This is a genomic window from Streptomyces sp. NPDC008079, assembly GCF_042957385.1.
Taxonomy (GTDB): domain Bacteria; phylum Actinomycetota; class Actinomycetes; order Streptomycetales; family Streptomycetaceae; genus Actinacidiphila.
On record NZ_JBIBIC010000001.1, the window covers coordinates 999,184 to 1,017,823 of the forward strand.

Genomic DNA, 18,640 nt, shown 5'->3' on the forward strand with positions numbered 1-18,640 from the left:
GGTGACGACGCTGCCGCCGAGGAAGGCAGCTCGTGCGTCGGGATGGTGTTCTTCCACAACGCCGCGAGCGGCGTCGATCGGTTCCATGAAGGATTCTCGGTGGCATGCGGATTGAGCGCGTCGTATTTCGTGCTGGAGCGACGGGAGCAGGGGTCCTTTGAGCCCTCGCGGACCGATCAGACCAGCAGTTCGCCCTCCTCGTTCCACGTACTGCTGCCACCCCGGAAGATGCCCGTGTCCTCAAGGATGTCTGGTACCTCGGGAACGAGGGTAGCGGTCAGGCCGTAATGGCCCTCAGCCTTCCCTCGGCCAGCTCCCGCAGCTTCTCCTGGCTCTCGGGGTCCGTTGAGTACACCACCGTGCCGACCATGCCGCGCGTGAGCAGGACCTTGTAGGTGTTACGGATCAGGCGGTCCACGTCGGCGTCGGACGTGGTCTTCTTGAAAGCCGGGTCCTTGGACTTCGTGCGGTCGGTGACCCAGTGGTCGCCGCGCCAGACGAAGTCGGGGCCGATGATGACGCCGGACCAGTCGTACTCGAAGCCCTGCGCGGTGTAGACGCAGCCGATCTGGCCGAAGCCGGCCGGGTCGGTGGCCCACAGCGCGGACGGCGGGGCCCCGGAGATGGCGCGCTCGCCCTTGAGGTTCCAGGGGCGCGCCCAGTCGCCGATCACGACGTCCGCGGGTAGCGGCTGCCCGGGCTTCGCATCGGACCAGGGCCAGCAGTAGCCCGCGGTCATGCGGGCGCCGTAGCGCTCGCCGCGCCGGTCCTGGAGGTACGCCTCCATCTCCTCCGGGCTCCCGGCGACCTGGAGCTGCATGCGGTCGTCGGGCTCCCAGGCGACCGGACCACCTGGCTCCAGGCCGAGGAGGCGCACGACCCACCGCAGATAGGCGTCACTGCCGCCGCAGCGGTACTGGCTCTCCAGACGGACGACGGAACACTCGACCCCCTTGCGGGTCGCGGCTGCCTTGATCTCGGCGACCGTCCCCATTTCGCCAGGCCGCACCACCTGGTGTTCGTCCAGGAGGAAGACCGGGACCCGGGCCACGTCGATCAGTTCGTCAATCTGCGGTCGGCCCGTCCGGTGGGCGGCAGAGGTGAAGCGGTTGGCCGAGGTCTCCCGGATGCGGTGGGCCTCGTCGCAGATCAGTACGTCGAGGGAGTTCTTCTCGACTGTCATGAAGCCGTTGAAGAACTTGAAAAGATCCTGCACCTCGCGCTTGCGCGCGCCGGCCACCTTCCGCATGGTCTGGGTGAACGACTTGGAGCCGGTGGCGTGCAGTGCCGGGACGCCCTGCCGGTACAGCTCACCGAGAACGGACAGCGCGATGACGCTCTTGCCGGTGCCCGGCCCGCCGGTGACGACTACGACCTCCTTGTGGTCGGACTGCTTCGCCTTGCGGACCGCGTTCAGGACCATCCGATACGCGACCTGCTGCTCGTCCAGCAGGACGAACTGCTCGCGCTCCCGCACCTCCTGCGCGGCCAGCGCCATGAGCTGCTTCGACGGCGCCGCCTTGCCCGCCAGGAGCTCGTCGGCCGCCCGTGCCCCCGGATGCTTGTTGCTCAGCTTGGTGCGGAGGTGGTCCAGAAACGAGCCCCGGCTTTCGGCGGTGAAGAGCTGCCCCCGGTCGTCGGTCTCGATCTCCCGTAGCCCGCTCACGCCGAACTCCGTGGCGTTGTGGAGGTATGCCACCCCGCTGACCCGCTTCGGGTGCTCGGCGAGGGCGCCGTTGAAGTTGACCAGGTATTCGCAGTAGCGCCGTACCTGCTCTATCGGGTTGAGCACGGGCTGCGCGTAGGCGTCGATGTGGCAGAGCAGGGCATCGTCCTCGTGCGGCTCTGCCTGGCTCCACTGCTTCAGCTCGACTACGACGTAGGACGGCTCCCCGCTGACCGGATGCGCTCCGGCGAGCACGGCGTCGGCGCGCTTGCTGTTCAGCGGCAGGGCGTACTCCAGCATCACTTCGACGTCCCCAAGGCTGGCGTCGTTCAGGGCCGATGCCAATGCCGGAATACTGCGCTCCCAGGAGCGGACCTCGGAGGTTCCAGGGCGGTATCCGTGCATGTGGACGAACTGTTCGGTGAGGTGCAGGAAGAGCGAGCCGTCGAGCGCCATGACGGCGACCGTCCTGGCCGACGCGCGGAACAGCAAGGATTTCCCCCAGGCAGCACGAAATGACTCGTGCGGGTGGGGGCATGTCCTTCGAGACTCCACCTGAGTGGAGCGGAAGCCCGTCGGGCCGCGATGACGATGGGGTCAGATTACCCGGAGACCGGATGGAGTAAGGAGCGCTTCGGCTATCGGCGATGGGGTCCGTTGACGATTGCCCCGCGCTGTTCCGTATCCGTCGGTCGCACGACTGGGCCTGGAACGCCTCCCCCACATGGGAGAATTCGGGCCGATTGCCACAGCGGGAGGGCACTTCGTCGCCCGCACAGCCGCCCAGGGAGGAGCCCCCAGCATGGCCGCACTGTCGCCGAGCCTGAAGTGGCCCACCACGTTCGACTACGTCCACGACTGGGTGCTGGTGGACGTAGAGACCTCGGGACTGCGGCCGGGCCGGGACCGCGTCCTGTCGTTGGCGATCCTGAGGCTGGACGGGCATGGCCGGCAGATGGGGGAGTTCTCCACATTGTTCAATCCTGGTTGCGACCCCGGCCCGGTGCATATCCACGGCCTTACTCGCGCCCGACTGGTGGGAGCACCGACCTTCGAGGAGATCGCTCCCCAGGTAGAGGCGTTGCTGGGCGGCGGCGTCATGGTCGCGCACAACGCCCAGTTCGACTACGACTTCCTGGCCCATGAGTTCGCCCGTGCCCGCTCCTTCGCCCCGGTCAGCAGCCGTCTGTGCACACTGGCACTCAACCGCTTAATCGGACCGGCCACCCCTGACCTCAAACTGGGCACCCTCGCCGCGTACTACGGCGTACGGCAGGAACGGGCCCACGACGCCCGGGACGATGTACGCGTCCTCTCCGGCGTGTTGCGCGGCTCGCTGGAGGCCGCCGACCAACTCGGTCTCTCCTTGCCCTTGCTGACCTGTCCGCCACGTCAGGACTACCGGCCATATGTGCCCAAGACGCCCTGCGCCTACCGCAACCCGGGTCGATGGACGGCGGGCGGACCGCTGGTGCAAGGCATGAAGGTCGCCGTCACCGGGGACACACGGGTCGCACGGGAGGACCTGATCGTCCGCTCCGTGGCTGCCGGGCTGAACATGGTGACGTCGGTCAGCGGACAAACAAGCGTCGTCGTCACCAACGACCCAGGCGCCGGGTCCAGCAAACTCCGCCGTGCCGCGACGGAGGGGGTTCCTCTCATCGACGAGTCGGCCTATCTGCGGCTGCTGGAGAACGTGCGGCCCGGTCAGTCCAAGGGAGCCGCGCTTCCGGCCCCGATGCCACGCGGCAGGGCGGGTATGCCCGGCAGGGCGACGACGGCCCAGAACCCCTCCGGTGCCGGTGCCCCGTCACCCGCCGACGGAGTGGCTCAGCTGCTGACCGGACGCCGCGTCCTGGTCCTGGGCGGCACTCATGAGGAGGCGGCAGCGGCGCGCGTGCGCGTCGTCGACTTCGGCGCGTCGGCGGCGGTCAACCTCTCGGCCAAGGTCACGGATGTCGTGGTGCTCCCCGGCGGCGAATCGGATCGGCGTATGGCCCGTATCGCATTGCTCGGGTTGCGCGTGCACGACGCCGATTGGCTTGTCGCGCCCGCGCCCTCAGGCCCTGTCGTGAACGAGTCGGACGCGGCGGAAGTACTGGTCCGCGGAGCGGTGATCGACCTGCCGGATTCCGACGGTACGGCCTGGACGGTAACCGCCGCGTGGGAGCAGCACACTGCCTGCGCGATCGACGTCGTCGCCTTCCGGCTGGACGTGCACGAACGGGTCGCGGGGGACGAGGACTTCATCTTCTACAACGCCCCCGAGCACCCGGACGGCGTCGTTCGCCTGGCCACCCACAGCCCGACCGAGCAAGCCGTCACCGTCGACCTGGAACGGCTGCCCCTGGAAGTGTCCCGGGTAGTCGTCGCGGCAGCGATTGACGGCAGCGCCACCTTCTCCGACGTCGGCGCCATCGAGGTGACCGCCACTCGTGGGATCGCCGCAGCCCCTACCGTCCGGGCAACCCTTGACGCGGCCACCACGGAGCGCACGATGCTGCTCGCGGAAATCTACCGTCGCGGCGAAGGCTGGCGCCTTCGCGCCATAGGCCAGGGCTACGACCACGGCCTCGTCGCGCTCGCCCGCGGTTACGGAGTCGACGTCGACGAATAGCACAGGAGACCGATGAGTCGCAGCCCCCGCAGATCTGGGGCGACGGTGGCTCGGTCAGGCATACGAGAGGCAAGGGCGTTCGTTATGGTGCAGGTGTGCGGCGACCCCTGGTTCTCTTCGACCTCGACAACACCCTCGTGGACCGTCGGGGGACGCTCGATGGTTGGGCTGCCGAGTTCGTTTCTCGGCACGGGCTGGGAGACGAGGCGCGTACGTACGTCCTGGGGATGGTGTCCGAGCGGACGTATCCGTCTACCTTCGACACGATCCGAACCCGCTTTCGGCTGACCGCGCCAACGGAGGAGCTGTGGCGGTTGTACTGCGCGGACATCGCGGCCATGGTGTCCTGCCCCCGTGAAGTGCTGGACGGGCTGGACGAGTTGCGTGCGGCCGGCTGGCGGGTGGGGGTGGCGACCAACGGGGCGGCGGACATCCAGTGGGCCAAGTTGCGGGCCACCGGGATCGCCAATTACGTAGACGGTGCCTTCGTCTCCGAGGAGGCCGGCGCGCGGAAGCCTGACGTTCGCCACTTCGCTCTTGCCGCAGAGCGGTGCGGGGCGGCGCTGGAGGATGGCGGCTGGATGGTGGGGGACAATCCCGTCAACGACGTGAGGGGTGGTCACACGGCAGGGCTGCGTACGATCTGGGTCGACAACGGCCGGCCCTGGGATCCACGGGTTCCCGCCCCCGACCACACGGTTGCCGATGTCATCGACGCCATCGACCGCCTGCTTCATATCGAGGCAGATCACGTGAGCACCACCTCGTGACGACAGTCGGGCTGCTGCATCCGGGCAGCATGGGGGCCGCCTTCGGCGCGCAACTGCGTGCGCGCGGTCACACGGTCGTATGGTGCCCTGACGGTCGCAGCGACGCGACCCGTCTTCGGGCGGAAGCCGCGGGCCTCCGCCCCGTCGCACTGGCGGAACTCGTTGCTCGCTCCGAGGTGCTGCTCTCCTTGTGCCCTCCGGCTGCCGCCGAGGAGGTTGCCGCTGCGGTCGCGGACGTTCGGCCCACGAGCGTGGAGGCGATCTACGTCGAAGCCAACGCGGTGACGCCCTCACGCGTGCAACATGCCGCCGATATGCTCGCACCCATGCCGGTGGTCGATGCTGCGGTCGTCGGCTCGCCCCCGATCGGATGCAAGACACCGACGCTCTATCTCGCCGGCGTCCACGACCGGACCGATCGGATCGTGCAGCTCTTTGCGGGTACGGATATCCGGACGCACGTCCTCGGCGGCAGCCTCGGCGCGGCCTCCGCCCTCAAGCTCGCGTACACCAGCTATCAGAAGGTCTCTCGCGTGCTGGCCGCCGTGGCGTACGGAGCGGCCGACGCGTACGGCGTCGGGGACGAGCTACTGGCGATCGCGGCCAAGCGCACCCGCAGCTACCTCGTCGAGACCGACTACATCCCCAAGACCGCCGCCCGTGCTTGGCGCTGGGGTCCGGAGATCGAGGACGCTGCCGGCCTGCTCGCCGACGCTGGATTGCCGGACTCTCTCATGCACGCGGCTGCCACGACGCTCGCCCGGTGGGACGGCAGCAAGGACCAGCAGCTCACCATCGCCGAGGCGCTGGAAGCATTGCGCAGGGAGCCGGACGCCCCGACGTAGGGCCGCCGGCAGGCCTGCTTCGGTCAGGACTGCGGTGCGGCGCTGCGGACGAACGCGTCGATCTGCTGGGACGCCTCCTGCGGCGTGGCCACATCTGTGTCGACCCGCACCTCCCACATGGCCTGAGGGTATGAATGGAGGTCCTCCCTTGTGGCGTCCCACGCTGCCAGGCGGGCCGCCGTGTCTGTATCGCCCCGGCGCTGCGACCGCTCGGCTGTGGAGGTCCGGGAGCACCACAGAAGTACGCGCACCCAGCGCGCCCCGGAGAGGGCTGCGACCTGCTCCACCCCCGTCACCTGGCCGAGATGAATGACCGGCACCGCTCCACCCTCGAAGGCCCGGTCGAGCCCTGGCCGGTCGACGACGTAGATATTGCCGTACCGCTCGTTGCGGTAGACGACGTCGCCGTAGGCCTCCAGTCCGGCTAACTGAGCGGCCGTACCCATACGGTAGCCCGACGACTTCCCGCTGCCGACCTTGAGCCGCCGGAAGGGGACGTACCGCCCGTCGAGTGCGGCCAGAGCCGTAGTGACCGTGTCCTTGCCCGCTGCCGGTGGCCCGTACAGCAGAATGCCCGACCTCATGGGAACAGTCTGCGGTAGGAGTGGCCTACGCAGCCCACACCCCCGAGCGCAGTCTTACCAGCGACGACCTCGTGGCCTGCGAACTCACCGTCCAAGCACTGTGGTGTTTCTCCCGTCAGATCCAGACACTTGTCGAAGACGGGCAGGATCCCTCCACCCCCGACGACTTCGGCTGGCGCTTCCTGCGCGCCGGATACTCCCGTCTCACGACAGCACGTGCCCAGGAGACCGCGCAGCACTGCCTCATGCGAGAGGTCATCATGAAGACAAGCGGTCTCGCGGAACGACTGCGGGCCGCGCAGGACGCCCTTCGGGACAGCGTCGGCTGACGACGACAGGAGATACCGCAGCCATGGACGTCGACAACGCGGCCCTGATCGTCATCGACATGCAGAACGGCTTCACCAACCATCACAGTCGGCATGTCGTCCCTGTCTTGGCCGGGCTGGTGGAGCGTTGGTCGGCCGCCGGATGCCCTGTCGTCTTCACCCGCTACCTCAACTACGCGGACAGCCCCTTCGAGCGGTTCTTCGACTGGTCGCGGCTCCAGCACGCCCCCGAAACCGACATCGTCGCCGAGTTGGCGGAGCAGGCCGCGTCCGCGTACGCGGTGCTCGACAAGCCCGCGTACTCCCTCTATACCGAGGAAGGTGTCGCGCTGATCGAGCAGGCTGGATGGAAGGATCTTGTCTTCTGCGGCATCGCCACCGAGAGCTGCGTACTCAAATCAGCGGCCGACGCGTTCGAGCGAGGCCACTCACCGTGGATCGTCACCGACGCCTCGGCCAGCGACGCCGGCCCCGCCGTCCACGACGCGGGTCTGGTCGTCGCGCGCCGCCTCATCGGCCGCCGCCAGCTCATCACCACCGACGATGTCCTCCGCCAACTCGCACCGCGGCTCAAAGCGCCGGTGCTGGAATAGGTGCCATGGCAGCCACTCCAATTCCCAATGGCCACGTCGACCTGATCATTGTGGGCGGAGGTCCAGCAGGCTGCGCGGCGGCGCTGATGGCCGCGAGCGTCGGCATGCGCTCGGTCCTGGTCGAGGCGGGGGATGCGCTGTGCGGCAAGCTCCAGCACATCACAGCGGTCAACAACGTTGCCGGCGGCCACACCAGCGGCCCCGAACTGGCCGCCGCTATCACCAAGGACCTCGCCCGTACCGACCTCTGTCAAGTCAAGCTCGGCGTGCACGCCAACGGAATCGACGCCTCCGACGATCATGTCGCCGTCACTCTCGACACTGGCCGCCGGCTGGCCGCGGCCTATGCGATCGTCGCCACCGGTGTGGGCCCGCTGGCGGCAGACGACGTCTCCTGGCTGACGGTCGCCGAGGACATGGTGCTGCCCACTCTCTGGGGAGCGGCGATCCCTGGAAGCGAGGCCGGCCCGCTGCTCGTCCTCGGCGCCGACCGCCCACTCGGCACCTTCCTACGAGCCCACGCCTCGCACTCCACCGAGATCGTGGTGGCGTACCCGGCCGGCGACGACTACAAGGCCGACGAGGTGCGGAGCGCCCCCAGCGTGACGCTGCTGCCGCTGACACGGCTGTCGGTACGTTCTGCCGCCGAGGGCACCTTCGCCGCGGAATGGACCGACAGACAAGGGCAGTCCGGCACCCAAGCAGCACACGCCGTCTACCTGAATCTCGGCAGCGCGCCCACGCCCCCACCCGGAGCTCTCATTCCCGACAGCACCGGCTACTGCCCGCCCGACCGCCAGCACCCCCGCATCCTCACCGCGGGAGACCTCCGCTTCTCCCGCTTCCAACGCATCATGACCGCCACCGGCTCCGGCAGCGAAGCAGCACTTCGCGCCTATTACGCCCAGAACCTGCCTCCGTCCGGGTGAGGTCCTTATGCCTCCTGACCCCGCACTCCAACTCCGTTCGGGGGAGCGTCGATTGGAGGTTCCATCGTGACGGATCAAGGCGCTGAAAGCCGTCCCCACATCTCAGCAGCGGTCGTCGTCCAGCGCGGTCGCGTGCTGATGGTGCGACGTCGAGTCGCGGAAGGACAGCTGTCGTGGCAGTTTCCCGCGGGCAAGATCGAGCCGGGTGAGTCGCCGGAGGGAGTCGCCGTCCGCGAGACCCTCGAAGAAGCCGGCCTCAGCGTCGAAGCGGTTCGGTCGCTGGGCGAGCGCATCCACCCGGATACGCACCGGCACATGTCGTACATCGCCTGTGAGGTCGTCTCCGGCACAGCCCACGTTGCCGACCGCGATGAAGTGGCAGAGGTGACTTGGTGTGCGCACTCCGAGATCTCGGCGTACGTTCCCGCCGGCCTCCTCCCGCCCGTGCAGCAGTACCTCGACGACGTCCTCCCGAGATGAGGAGCGGCTTGTCCGGCCCTCGCCGGACCAAATGTGGCAAGGCCACCCTCCGGCTACGCTGCCCCCATGATCCGTGCCGTGGTGTTCGACGTCGGTGAGTGTCTGGTCGACGAGACCCGGGAATACGGCACTTGGGCGGATTGGCTCGGTGTGCCTCGGCACACCTTCGCGGCCGTCTTCGGCGCAGTCATCGCGCAGGGGCGTGACTACCGCGAGACGTTCCAGATCTTTCAGCCCAGCTTCGACCTCGACGAGGAGCGGAAGCGGAGAGCGGAGGCGGGCAAGCCGGAGTGGTTTGGCGAAGACGACCTTTATCCGGATGCACGGCCTGCTCTGACCGCGCTGCGGTCGGCGGGCCTGTGGGTAGGAATCGCAGGCAACCAGACGTCCCGCGCCGGAGGGATCCTGCGGAGCCTCGACCTGCCTGCCGACTTCATCGCGACGAGCGACGACTGGGGCGTATCGAAGCCTGACGTCGCCTTCTTCGAGCACATCGTCAAGACAGCGCCCGCTGAGCCGGACGAGATTCTGTACGTCGGAGACCGCCTGGACAACGACAAACGGCCGGCGGTGCAGGCTGGCCTGCTGACCGCGCTCATCCGCCGAGGACCGTGGGGAACGATTCAGCAGCATGATCCCGACGCCACCGCCATTACGACGATGCGTATTGACTCGCTCGCCGAACTACCGCATCTCATCGGTCAGTTCAACACTGAGCGGGGTTGATGGTCAACTGGTCGAAACCACGTACATGCTCGCCCACTTCCGCTTCGGACTCGTACCAGTTGGCCAACTGGTACCTGAGCGTGAAGGTTTACTCAGCTGCAATGCTTTCGAGGCAGCGTCGCCACAAATAGATGCCAATTCCGGATAGTTCTTCCGGTGCCTCCGGGAGCGTAGCGATCTCACGTTTGATCTCACTGCTGCGTTTGCGAAAGTACGGGCGCCACTCGCCGCGTACGTTGGTCAGGACGCCGAGCGCCTGATGAATGACAGCAAAGACGTAGAGGCCATGCAAGAGTCCGGTGATGGGGCGATCTTCATCCTTCCACGGAGAGTAACCGGTTGAACGGTCATCGGTGGCCAGGGGCTCGATTGAGTCTACAAGAGTGAGTTGGAGGTGCATCGACTCATGAATGATCGACTCGGCCAGCCTTGGCAAGGTGTCCCGCTCGTCTTCTTCCGGTATGGAGACAAAGATCGAGAATGGCACCTCGGGTGTGCTGTGGCTGACATCGTGATCCCGCATGGATATAATTGGATGAATTACCTTCACGACCGAGCCGATACTCTCAGCCAGGCTCGGGATATGTGTAAGTACGTCAGCCGCCGCTTGAATTCGATCAGGGGTTTTCGGATCACGACTTGAAGGAAAGCGCAAACCCTCAAACCCCGTAGGCGTCTCACTCGACAAATACTCAATCTTCGCAACGTGAGTGCCAAGCTGGATTTCACCGCCGTCGGGCGCGGGCTTCGCGTCGCCGGCCAGCCAACGAGACGTCCCATACGTCTCGATGAGACTTGGCTCGACTCGATTGCGTGATACGAAGTCGGCTACAAGCCCAACTGTCAGGCCAGGAAACCAAAGCAAGTGCTCCTCGCTCAAGCGCAAACTGAGGGGGCTAGTCACGTCGAGCTCGGAGCGAGTAAATGATGGTGTATCGAGCTCCTCCATGCATCTCGGAAACCGCGTGAAATGAATCGGGCGAGATTTCGAAGGCAAGTGCGCTCAGATGTTGCGGACGTAGTACACGGTGAACATCGGCGGGATCTCCAGAGCTGAAGAGCATCAGAAAGCCGCCATCGGTGTCGGAGAGGCCACGGTTTAGCTGGATGGTCAGTCGGTGTGTTTCTTCTCCGACGAGATAGTCATTATGTATGCCGATCCGATGTCCGCGCACAAGCTTATGGCACACGACGCTGACGTCCGGCTCAAACTCGCATCCGAACATGCCCGTCATCGTGATACCGATGGCACCGAGCACGTCGCTTCTGGTTAGGTAGGAAGCTGCCGGTGACGCACTATCCCAGCAACTGAACTCGTACTGCTCATAGAAGTCGGTCCGCTTCGCGATCCACGGTGCATCGCGCTCAAACCATTCGAGTACGTATTCACCGATCTGTGGTGTGAGGCAATTAGTCAATGTTGCGTATCGAAACGGAGTTTCGACCAGCTCGCGGCTGCCTAAATCTGGCTGCGTCCAACCCGCCGTGCCGTATTCCTGCAATGCGTCTTGTTCAGGCGGAACGTTGGTTGTCATGGCGATCCCTCGTGGCTGTAAATTCCCTTGGCGGCAATGCCGAGACGGCTCCTAACGGCCGAGATCAGTTGCAGCTGGTCGCTGCAAAAGACAGTCGGATTGGAATAGCCGTTCTTGGTAGACCAGCGATGCGCAGGCATTCCTCCGCCGCAGACCGTCAGCTCGGGACAGGCTTCGCAGGTCGGGGACGTCGGATGATGAAGGTTGAAGTAATCGTCGAGTTCTGCTCCGGCGAGCTGGTCGAGGAGGTCTCGGTTGACGATTGAGGGATCAAACGAGAAGCGATCAGCACCCGGGAACGCCACTTTCAGTGTATCGTTACGCGTGATACGCCCATCGGTGTCGATGACAAGAATGCCGTACTCGTCTTGCCCGATACCTTCTTTGCGACCTTGGCCGCCAAGGATGAGACGTATGAGGTCATCGAGTACGCGTATTCGAGGCGGGGTCAAGTCGGCGAGATAGTGGTCAAGTAAACGCACCATCCAGTCGCCGTATTCAGTCGAGTCCCTCTGGCTCTTCCCTGGAGGAAGGGCGTCGTGATTTCCGTCCCGATAGAGAAAGTCGAATGATGGCGCCCCGGTGGCCTTCAGGAATTCGTACACCTCAACAGGGTCTGACGTCGGATCGACAACCGCGAGCAAGCCGCTGAATAACCGATCACGCGCCGAGTGTGCGACGAGTCGAGCAACGCCGGCCACCACACGCTCGTGAGAACCGTCGCCGTGTCGGTCCAGGCGATTTCGATCATGCAGTTCAGCCGGACCATCAAGGCTGATCGAGATCCCAACGTCAAAGCGATCGAAAATGTCAATGAACTCGTTGGTTAACAGTACGCCGTTGGTTTGGACGTGCAGACCGGCATCTGCGCGCAGGTTCGACTTGAGACCGCTGATGAAACGTTCGGTGGCGCCGAGGCCAAGCAGAAGGGGTTCACCCCCGTGCAGTACCACGCTCAGCGGGTGCGACTGCGACTTGCTGAGTGCGCCCAACTGATCAATGACAGCAGCCATCACCGCATCTGCCATACGGCGAGGTTGACTCTTCCATCCCTCGTCACCGAGGTTGTAGACGTAGCAGTAGCTGCAGTCAAGGTTGCACCGACTGGCCGTCTTGACCAGTACGGTATCAATTTGCCGGTTCAGGGCCGACCCCAACCTCTAGCGGTTGTGGCGATTGTGGGTCCGGTTGTAATTACCGGACATCACCGGTTCGCCCGTCCGGACCTCTTCGATCAGGCGCTTCAGGGCGACACTTTCTGCCTCCAGCGACAGAGCTGGAGATACTGCGAGTTCCACGGTGTCGGCCGGTTCTACCTTTTCCATAAGGGATCCCCTTCGAGTGACCAGTGTTGATCTAGGCCGTTGCGACCCCGTCGACGGCGAGCGAGACCACGCAACCTGCCGAACTCTACGATCCGCATCTTCGATGATAGACGTTAGGTCGCGCTTGTCGTGCGAGAACGCCCAAGCTGGGTGCGATGGGACGGATGTAGCCCACTGTGAAACAGGCGTCGAGCGCTACAGGCATTCGCCGTGGGGGCTTCCTTGCTCCGGGGAGCTTTGCGGTCCCCTGAGCCGGGAGTGACAATGATCAAACCGGTCAGACCCGCATGTGGGCTAGGCATGGAGCAGGCTCTCGAGAGCCATGTCCCTACTGCGACGATGAATCGATACATGATCGCTGTGGAGGGTTCATGACTTGGGCGTGGCAGATAGCCGAAGCCGAATTGGCCCCGTCGCTGCCTCGGAGATGGGCACATTCGCAGGGTGTGGCGGCGCGGGCAGCCCAACTGGCAAGCGTGGCTGAGGACGTTGCCCCGCTGCTGGAGGGTTCAGCCGTTCTACACGATGTCGGGTACGCGCCCCGGCTCGCGGTGACCGGGTTTCATCCGTTGGACGGCGCCCGGTTTCTGCGGGATGAGCATGGGGCCGATGAGCAGGTGACACGGCTGGTGGCGAACCACTCGTTCGCGCTGCTGGAGGCGGAGGAGCGGGGGCTGCGCGGAGCGCTGGAGACCGAGTTTCCGCTGCTGGACGACCAATTCCTCGTGGACGCGCTCGTGTATTGCGACATGACGACGACGCCCGACGGCGAGCCGACGAGCGCCCGGGAGCGGGTTGCGGAGATCGTCAGCCGGTACGGGGCGGACAGCCTTGTGGGGCGGTTCATTCGGCGGGCGGAGCCGGAGATCTACGCGGCTGTGGGGCGAGTGGAGGCGGCGCTCAAGGCTCAGCCGAGGTAGGGGTAGGTGCCCGCGAGATAGTCGCCGATCTGCTGGCGCATGCTCGCGTGGATGTCGTACGCGTCGAGGTCATCGGGCTGGATCCAACGGACGCCGTCGGCCTCGTCGTTGATGGTCGGCTCGCCGCCGACCGGGCGGCCGATATAGGTGTTCTCGTACTGCTGGCGGATCTCGCCGTCGGTGTAGGCGACGATGTGTTTGGGGTTGGTGTAGACGCCGAGGAAGCCGGTGATCTCGGCGATGATGCCGGTCTCTTCGAGGCATTCGCGCACCGCGCACTGGGCGGCGGTCTCGCCGATGTCCTGGGCTCCGCCGGGCAGCGCCCATTGGCCGGTGTCGCGGCGGCGTTGGAGCAGGATCGCGCCGGACTCGTCGACGACCAGGAGGTTGCTGGCGGGGATGAGGGTGTTGGCCTTGGGGGCGCTCGGGTCGTTGTAGTACTCAGTCCTGCCCATGCGCGGTGGCCTCTTCCCGGTCGGACGTCCAGGGGCGTGCGCCGGCCCAGACGGCGTCGAAGCTGTGAGCGTATGTGTCGAACCAGCCGTTGGTCTCTGCCCACTTGAGGTGGAGGACGGGGTTGGCGCTGGCGGGCTGGCCGTATATGTGCGGGTTGGCCAGCAGGGTGTCGTCGTAGCGGAAGAGCGAGGTGCAGAGCGTGGCGTCGTGCAGCCGCACCTCGCAGCCGGCCACCGTTAACAGCGAGCGGTAGTAGGTGAGGGAGGCGCGGATCTTGGCGGCCAGGGTGTCGCCGATGCCTTCTTCGCGGCCCCGGATGGAGACTGATTGGCCGCTCGGATCGCCGAAGCACAGCCGTACGCGGACGCCGTCGGCGGCGCGGGCGGCGAGCATGCGGGCGACGTGCGGGTTGCTCTGAGCGAAGAAGGTGCCGGAGAAGACGAGCACGTCGATCTGTTCCTGGGCCTGTTGGAGCAGACCGAGCCACGTATCCCGCGGGACGCTGGCTCGATTCGGGTACGTACCAAGCAGCTCCGTGCCCTGGACACCGGCCGTCGGCCTGCTCAGTGCCTGCGGGGCGGGCCACAGGAAGGTCTCCTCCACGCGGAGGTGTTTGGCGACGCGATGGCGGTGCCGGGGGTGGGGGATGCGTCCGCCGAGCCATCGGCCGACGGTCTTGGGGTCCACTTCGCACGCTTCGGCGAGCAACTCGGGCGTGACACCGCGCTGGGCGAGTACGGAGTGGAGTCGCTCGTTCACAGAAGCCATACAAGTGCAGGGTCCGGCAGGTGAGCAAGCCCGTTTGGTCGAACCCTGGCGGAACCGATGATTCCCGAGGGGCACCTACGCTGGCCGTATGGCGCTCATCGTCCTGTGGGACATCGACCACACGCTCATCGACAACGCCGGTGTGAGCAAGGAGATTTACGCCGCCGCGTACGAGACGGTGACGGGCAACCGTCCGGTCGTGGCGGCCGTCACCGAGGGGCGTACGGACCGTTTGATCATGCGGGACATGTTCGGCCGGAACGGTGCGGCCGAGCCCGCGTGGCCGGACGTCGAAGCCGCGCTGGTCCAAGCGGGAGCGGAAAGGCTTGGAACGCTGAAAGCTCGTGGAACAGCGCTGCCCGGCGTGCAGGACGTACTCAAGGCGGCTGCCGCACAACCTGGTTGGGTCTCCTCGGTGCTGACCGGCAACATAGCCGCCAACGCCCGCGTGAAGCTCTCGGCCTTCGGCCTAGACGCGCCCTTGGACCTGCCAGTGGGGGCGTACGGCGCCGACGCCGAGGAACGGCCGCATCTGGTGGACGTCGCCCGCCGCCGCATGCAGCGCGACCGCGGCCTGTCCGCCGGCACTCCCGTCGTCCTGGTCGGCGACACGCCCCGGGACGTCGAGGCCGCCTTGACCTCGGGTGCGCACATCATCGCCGTGGCCACCGGCGTCGACAGCCCCGCCGCACTCGAAGCCGCCGGCGCCCCCGTCGTCCTGCCCGACCTGGCGGACACCGACCGCGTCCTTCGCCACCTGGAGGACATCGCGCGAGCCTGAAAACTTCCCAGGACGTCCTGGGCGCGTCCCTTTACGCGGTGACGCGGTCCCGTGCAGCCCGGCCACGATCAGGGCCTCAACCCAGGCACCACGCCCAGGGAGGTCACCATGATCACGGAGATCACCGGCATCAAGACGATCCGGATGCTCTACCTGCAACTGCTCTACCGCTGCAACTTCGCCTGCCAGCACTGCTTCCACGGCGAACGCCTCCAGCACGCCGACGCGTTCACGCTCGAAGAGGCCATCACGCTGATGCGGCTGATGCACAAGGAGTACGGCACCGAGGCCGTCAACCTGCTTGGGGGCGAGCCGTTCGTCTACAAGGACTTGCCCGAGGTCGTCCGTTACGCCAAGCAGGAGCTGGGCCTGCACGTGGAGATCTGCACCAATGGCTACCGCATCGAACGCCGCCTCACCGACATCGCCCCGCACCTCGACCTTCTGCGGATCTCGCTGGAGGGCAACGGCGCCACCAATGACGCCATCCGCAGGTTCGGCAGCTACCAGGGAGCCCTGTCCGCCCTGGCGCACGCCCGCGACCTTGGTATCCCCACCGGCGCCACCATGACGGTCAACGCCCGCAACATCGACGAAGTCCTGCCGCTCGCCCGCACCCTCCAGGACTACGGCGCAAGGCAGTTGAAGCTCCACCACCTGCGGCCGGTCGGCAACGCCGCCCACCACCCCGAACTCCTCATCAGCGGCACTGCCGCGTACGGCCGCCTGCGCGAGCAGCTCCGCACCGCCGACAACCTCACCATCGAGGTCATCGTGGACGAGGACCTGTCGGAGGACGGCGCACCCGAGGTCTGCGAACCGCTCAGCGGCACCGCCGCCATCCCCCGGATCGAGGCCGACCCGCGCGGCGCACTCACGATGTCCTGCAAGGCGGTCGGCAAGGACGCGAACGCCTTCTGGTACGACAAGGAAGCCGGGCACGTCGTCCACCGCCCCTCCGCCACCGACGAACTCGCCCTCGCCGTGCCCGGCGTGATCTACGCCCGTGCCTGACCAGCCGCTCTTCGAGAGCCTCGAAGGTTTACGCGGCACCGGGAAATCCACCGTCGCACCGCTACTCGCGGCAGCCCGAGGCGCCGTCCTCATCCCCACCGTGCCCGCGCTCTACCAGTCGCTGCGCCAGGAGATCGACGCACGGGACAACGTAGAAGCCCGGATGGCGTTCTACCTCTCCGCACTGTTCGCGGCCACCGACGACATCCGCGCACATCTATCCGCCGGCACCCCGGTCGTCGTGGACAGCTACTTCGCCCGCTGCCTCGCCAACCACCGCGCCTACGGCTCCCGCCTCGGCATCACCCTGCCGCCGGATCTGCCGGAGCCGGTCACGTACAGCCTCGTGTGCGACGAGAGCGAACGCCGCCGCAGGCTCGCCGCCCGCCACAAGCCGACCTCACGCTGGGACGGCCTCGCCGAAGAGGTCGCCGAACAGATCACCCACGCCTACGCCCCCTTCCCGATGCACCGCGTGGACACCACGGGCCGCACGCCCGAACAGGTCGTCCACGCCATCCTCGACGTCACTGCCCAAGGAGTCAGCGGTGCAGACCCTGAGCCGGTGGGAGCACACCCTCACCTTCTTCCCCCAGTTCCGCGCGGCCCTGTCGGAACACGCTGGCTCTGACGCCACCGTGCTGGTGATCGGAGCGAGCGACGGCAGGCTGGTTCTGCCGCTGGCCGCAGCCGGCCACCGCGTCACCGCGATCGAACGAGACCCGGTAGCCCTTCAGGGTGGACTCGTCCGCCTGCCCGACGGCACCGAGGCCCACGCCCCGGGCCTGACCGAGCGGCTTCAACAGGAAGAGCTGTCCGACCGCGTGGACATCGTGGAAGGGGACTTCCTCGACGCCGGCCTGCCCGCCGACGCGCAGTACGACGCCGTTTGGACGAGCTGTTCCTGGCATTACAGTGCCAACCACCACCGCCCCCTGGCCGACTTCATCACCCGCATGCAGGGCCTGGTGCGCGTCCACGGTCTGTTCGGCGCCGAGTTCATGATGCCCGTCACGGCCCGGCACCATCTCACCGAGCACTACACGTCCCCCGAGAAGCTCAGCCCACTCTTCTCCGACGGATGGAACATCCAACTGACCCTGCGATCAGGCCAGTACGTCGAACGTCCGCACATCGGCCAGCCCCACCCGCACACCCATCGCATGGGCCTGCTCCTGGCGACCCGCACCTCTCCCGTGACCTCTGAAAGGGCATGAAGCGATCATGAAGCACGAGTACGAAGCGAAGTTCCTCGCCGTCGACGTCGCCGGACTCCAAGCCAAGCTCGCGGCCCTCGGCGCGGTACAGGCGTTCCCCCGTACCCTGCTCACCCGGAAGATCTTCGAGAGCGACGTCCTCGACGGCTCCCAATGGGTACGCCTCCGCCACGAAGGCACCCGCACCACCCTCACCCTCAAGCAGGTCACCGACGCCACGTCCATCCACGGGACGACCGAGATCGAAACCGAGGTCGGCGACCTCCACGCCATGGCCGAGATCCTCACCAACCTCGGCCTGCGAGAGGTCCGTTACCAGGAAAACTTCCGCGAGGAATGGCAGCTCGGCGACGTCGCCTTCGACTTCGACACCTGGCCCGACCTCTCCACCTTCCTGGAGATCGAAGGCCCCGACGAACCGTCCGTCCGCGACGCCGCCGCCCGCCTCGGCCTCGACTATTCAGAGGCCCGGTTCGGCAGCGTCGACGCCATCTACAAGAGCGAGGCCGGCCGCGACATCCTCGCCGAACCAACCCTCCTCTTCTCCGACGCCTGCAAGAGCGCGGAGCCCGCGACGGCCTCGCAACGTCCGTGATGCCCGGAGCGCAGCCATGCTGACGGAACTCTCCCTCCAGCATCGCGTCATCCCCGGGATCGCCGCCTTCGCCCGCGGCGGCCTCCCGGAGCCAGCGACGACGGACGACGGGAACAACTGGACCGACGGCTACTGCTGGCTGTTCTGTGGCCAGCAGTGGACCCGTGTCCTGAGGATCGGTCCGGCCAACGTCGCCGGAGCCCAGGCACCGATGTACGCGTGCGGCCCCTGCATCATCGAACTCCAGGAACGGGTCTGGCAGGCAATCCTCCTGGCCGATGAAGCGGAAGGACGCGCCGTGGACGCTGCCCTGCCGGCGAGCCCAGAATCTTCGGCCAGGCGCAGAGGCGCCAAGCATCGGCGCGGTCGGTAGTAGATGCCGGGGGTCTGTGGCATGCCGTTGCGGCGGTCGCCGTACGCCGATCTCCGGGACTGTGGATTTGCTGGTCCTCGCCGCATGGTACGACGTGAGCCCTCTCTTCCGGCGACA

22 protein-coding genes and 1 pseudogene are annotated in these 18,640 nt (G+C 66.3%); 15 read left to right on the top strand and 8 right to left on the bottom strand.

The genetic code is table 11. From position 1 onward, the window contains the following. Positions 1–277 precede the first annotated feature (277 nt). Positions 278–2,158, bottom strand: coding sequence for a DNA/RNA helicase domain-containing protein (locus ACFZAM_RS04305; protein ID WP_391042576.1), 1,881 nt, complete (start codon positions 2,156–2,158; stop codon positions 278–280). Positions 2,159–2,468: 310 nt separating this feature from the next. Here ACFZAM_RS04305 and ACFZAM_RS04310 point away from each other — a divergent pair, with 310 nt between their 5' ends. From ACFZAM_RS04310 to ACFZAM_RS04320, 3 genes are all read left to right on the top strand, one after another. Next, entirely contained in the window at positions 2,469–4,283 is a 1,815-nt protein-coding gene (locus tag ACFZAM_RS04310; protein WP_391042579.1) for a TerD family protein, read from the top strand. Positions 4,284–4,378: 95 nt separating this feature from the next. After that, entirely contained in the window at positions 4,379–5,053 is a 675-nt protein-coding gene (locus ACFZAM_RS04315) for an HAD-IA family hydrolase (protein WP_391042581.1), read from the top strand. Beyond that, entirely contained in the window at positions 5,050–5,898 is an 849-nt protein-coding gene (locus tag ACFZAM_RS04320; protein ID WP_391042583.1) for a DUF1932 domain-containing protein, read from the top strand. Before ACFZAM_RS04315 ends, ACFZAM_RS04320 begins: the two co-directional genes overlap by 4 nt. 23 nt (positions 5,899–5,921) lie before the next feature. On the opposite strand, the gene ACFZAM_RS04325 is transcribed toward ACFZAM_RS04320, so the two are convergent. Further along, the gene (locus ACFZAM_RS04325) at positions 5,922–6,482 is read right to left on the bottom strand and encodes a guanylate kinase (protein WP_391042586.1); all 561 of its coding nucleotides are present in this window, start codon (positions 6,480–6,482) and stop codon (positions 5,922–5,924) included. A 17-nt stretch (positions 6,483–6,499) separates the two neighbouring features. Between ACFZAM_RS04325 and ACFZAM_RS04330 the strand changes: the two are divergent. The 5 genes and pseudogenes from ACFZAM_RS04330 to ACFZAM_RS04350 all read left to right on the top strand — a co-directional run. Continuing rightward, positions 6,500–6,811: pseudogene (locus tag ACFZAM_RS04330) on the top strand (hypothetical protein); the annotation flags it as partial. 23 nt (positions 6,812–6,834) lie between these two features. Further along, the gene (locus ACFZAM_RS04335; RefSeq protein ID WP_391042590.1) at positions 6,835–7,404 is read left to right on the top strand and encodes an isochorismatase family protein; all 570 of its coding nucleotides are present in this window, start codon (positions 6,835–6,837) and stop codon (positions 7,402–7,404) included. A 5-nt stretch (positions 7,405–7,409) separates the two neighbouring features. Further along, positions 7,410–8,333: an FAD-dependent oxidoreductase gene (locus ACFZAM_RS04340; RefSeq protein WP_391042592.1), complete on the top strand. Its 924-nt coding sequence runs from the start codon at positions 7,410–7,412 to the stop codon at positions 8,331–8,333. Positions 8,334–8,399: 66 nt separating this feature from the next. Continuing rightward, positions 8,400–8,813 (top strand): NUDIX domain-containing protein, encoded by a 414-nt coding sequence (locus ACFZAM_RS04345; RefSeq protein WP_391042595.1) that lies wholly within the window; start codon positions 8,400–8,402, stop codon positions 8,811–8,813. A gap of 66 nt (positions 8,814–8,879) precedes the next feature. After that, on the top strand, positions 8,880–9,539 hold the full coding sequence (locus ACFZAM_RS04350; protein ID WP_391042598.1) for an HAD-IA family hydrolase: 660 nt from the start codon (positions 8,880–8,882) through the stop codon (positions 9,537–9,539). Positions 9,540–9,627: 88 nt separating this feature from the next. On the opposite strand, the gene ACFZAM_RS04355 is transcribed toward ACFZAM_RS04350, so the two are convergent. The 4 genes from ACFZAM_RS04355 to yhhA are packed head-to-tail and all read right to left on the bottom strand — an operon-like array spanning position 9,628 to position 12,399. Next, a complete protein-coding gene (locus ACFZAM_RS04355) occupies positions 9,628–10,419 on the bottom strand; it encodes an aKG-HExxH-type peptide beta-hydroxylase (protein WP_391042600.1) in 792 nt (263 codons plus the stop codon). 16 nt (positions 10,420–10,435) lie between these two features. Next, positions 10,436–11,074, bottom strand: coding sequence for a cyclophane-containing peptide 2OG-Fe(II) oxygenase YhhC (yhhC, locus tag ACFZAM_RS04360; RefSeq protein WP_391042602.1), 639 nt, complete (start codon positions 11,072–11,074; stop codon positions 10,436–10,438). Continuing rightward, a complete protein-coding gene (yhhB, locus tag ACFZAM_RS04365) occupies positions 11,071–12,231 on the bottom strand; it encodes a cyclophane-forming radical SAM/SPASM peptide maturase YhhB (RefSeq protein WP_391042604.1) in 1,161 nt (386 codons plus the stop codon). Before yhhB ends, yhhC begins: the two co-directional genes overlap by 4 nt. A 3-nt stretch (positions 12,232–12,234) precedes the next feature. Further along, a complete protein-coding gene (yhhA, locus tag ACFZAM_RS04370; RefSeq protein WP_391042606.1) occupies positions 12,235–12,399 on the bottom strand; it encodes a YhhA family cyclophane-containing RiPP in 165 nt (54 codons plus the stop codon). Between the two features lie 371 nt (positions 12,400–12,770). Between yhhA and ACFZAM_RS04375 the strand changes: the two genes are divergently transcribed. After that, complete coding sequence (locus tag ACFZAM_RS04375; RefSeq protein ID WP_391042608.1) at positions 12,771–13,319, top strand: HD domain-containing protein; 549 nt, start codon at positions 12,771–12,773, stop codon at positions 13,317–13,319. Here the strand turns inward: ACFZAM_RS04375 and ACFZAM_RS04380 are convergent. Then, the gene (locus ACFZAM_RS04380) at positions 13,307–13,774 is read right to left on the bottom strand and encodes an NUDIX domain-containing protein (protein WP_391042610.1); all 468 of its coding nucleotides are present in this window, start codon (positions 13,772–13,774) and stop codon (positions 13,307–13,309) included. The two genes, ACFZAM_RS04375 and ACFZAM_RS04380, sit on opposite strands and share 13 nt — an antisense overlap. Next, a complete protein-coding gene (locus ACFZAM_RS04385) occupies positions 13,761–14,534 on the bottom strand; it encodes an XRE family transcriptional regulator (protein ID WP_391043549.1) in 774 nt (257 codons plus the stop codon). The genes ACFZAM_RS04380 and ACFZAM_RS04385 overlap by 14 nt, the downstream gene beginning before the upstream one ends. Before the next feature lie 97 nt (positions 14,535–14,631). Here ACFZAM_RS04385 and ACFZAM_RS04390 point away from each other — a divergent pair, with 97 nt between their 5' ends. The 6 genes from ACFZAM_RS04390 (at position 14,632) to ACFZAM_RS04415 (ending at position 18,523) form a co-directional block, all read left to right on the top strand. Continuing rightward, positions 14,632–15,324 (top strand): haloacid dehalogenase-like hydrolase, encoded by a 693-nt coding sequence (locus ACFZAM_RS04390; RefSeq protein WP_391042611.1) that lies wholly within the window; start codon positions 14,632–14,634, stop codon positions 15,322–15,324. Between the two features lie 108 nt (positions 15,325–15,432). Next, complete coding sequence (locus tag ACFZAM_RS04395; protein ID WP_391042613.1) at positions 15,433–16,338, top strand: radical SAM protein; 906 nt, start codon at positions 15,433–15,435, stop codon at positions 16,336–16,338. Beyond that, positions 16,331–16,969: an AAA family ATPase gene (locus ACFZAM_RS04400; protein ID WP_391042615.1), complete on the top strand. Its 639-nt coding sequence runs from the start codon at positions 16,331–16,333 to the stop codon at positions 16,967–16,969. The genes ACFZAM_RS04395 and ACFZAM_RS04400 overlap by 8 nt, the downstream gene beginning before the upstream one ends. Further along, a complete protein-coding gene (locus ACFZAM_RS04405; protein ID WP_391042617.1) occupies positions 16,887–17,555 on the top strand; it encodes a methyltransferase domain-containing protein in 669 nt (222 codons plus the stop codon). Before ACFZAM_RS04400 ends, ACFZAM_RS04405 begins: the two co-directional genes overlap by 83 nt. Before the next feature lie 7 nt (positions 17,556–17,562). Continuing rightward, a complete protein-coding gene (locus ACFZAM_RS04410; RefSeq protein ID WP_391042619.1) occupies positions 17,563–18,150 on the top strand; it encodes a CYTH domain-containing protein in 588 nt (195 codons plus the stop codon). Positions 18,151–18,166: 16 nt separating this feature from the next. After that, positions 18,167–18,523, top strand: coding sequence for a hypothetical protein (locus ACFZAM_RS04415; protein ID WP_391042620.1), 357 nt, complete (start codon positions 18,167–18,169; stop codon positions 18,521–18,523). Positions 18,524–18,640: the final 117 nt, after the last annotated feature.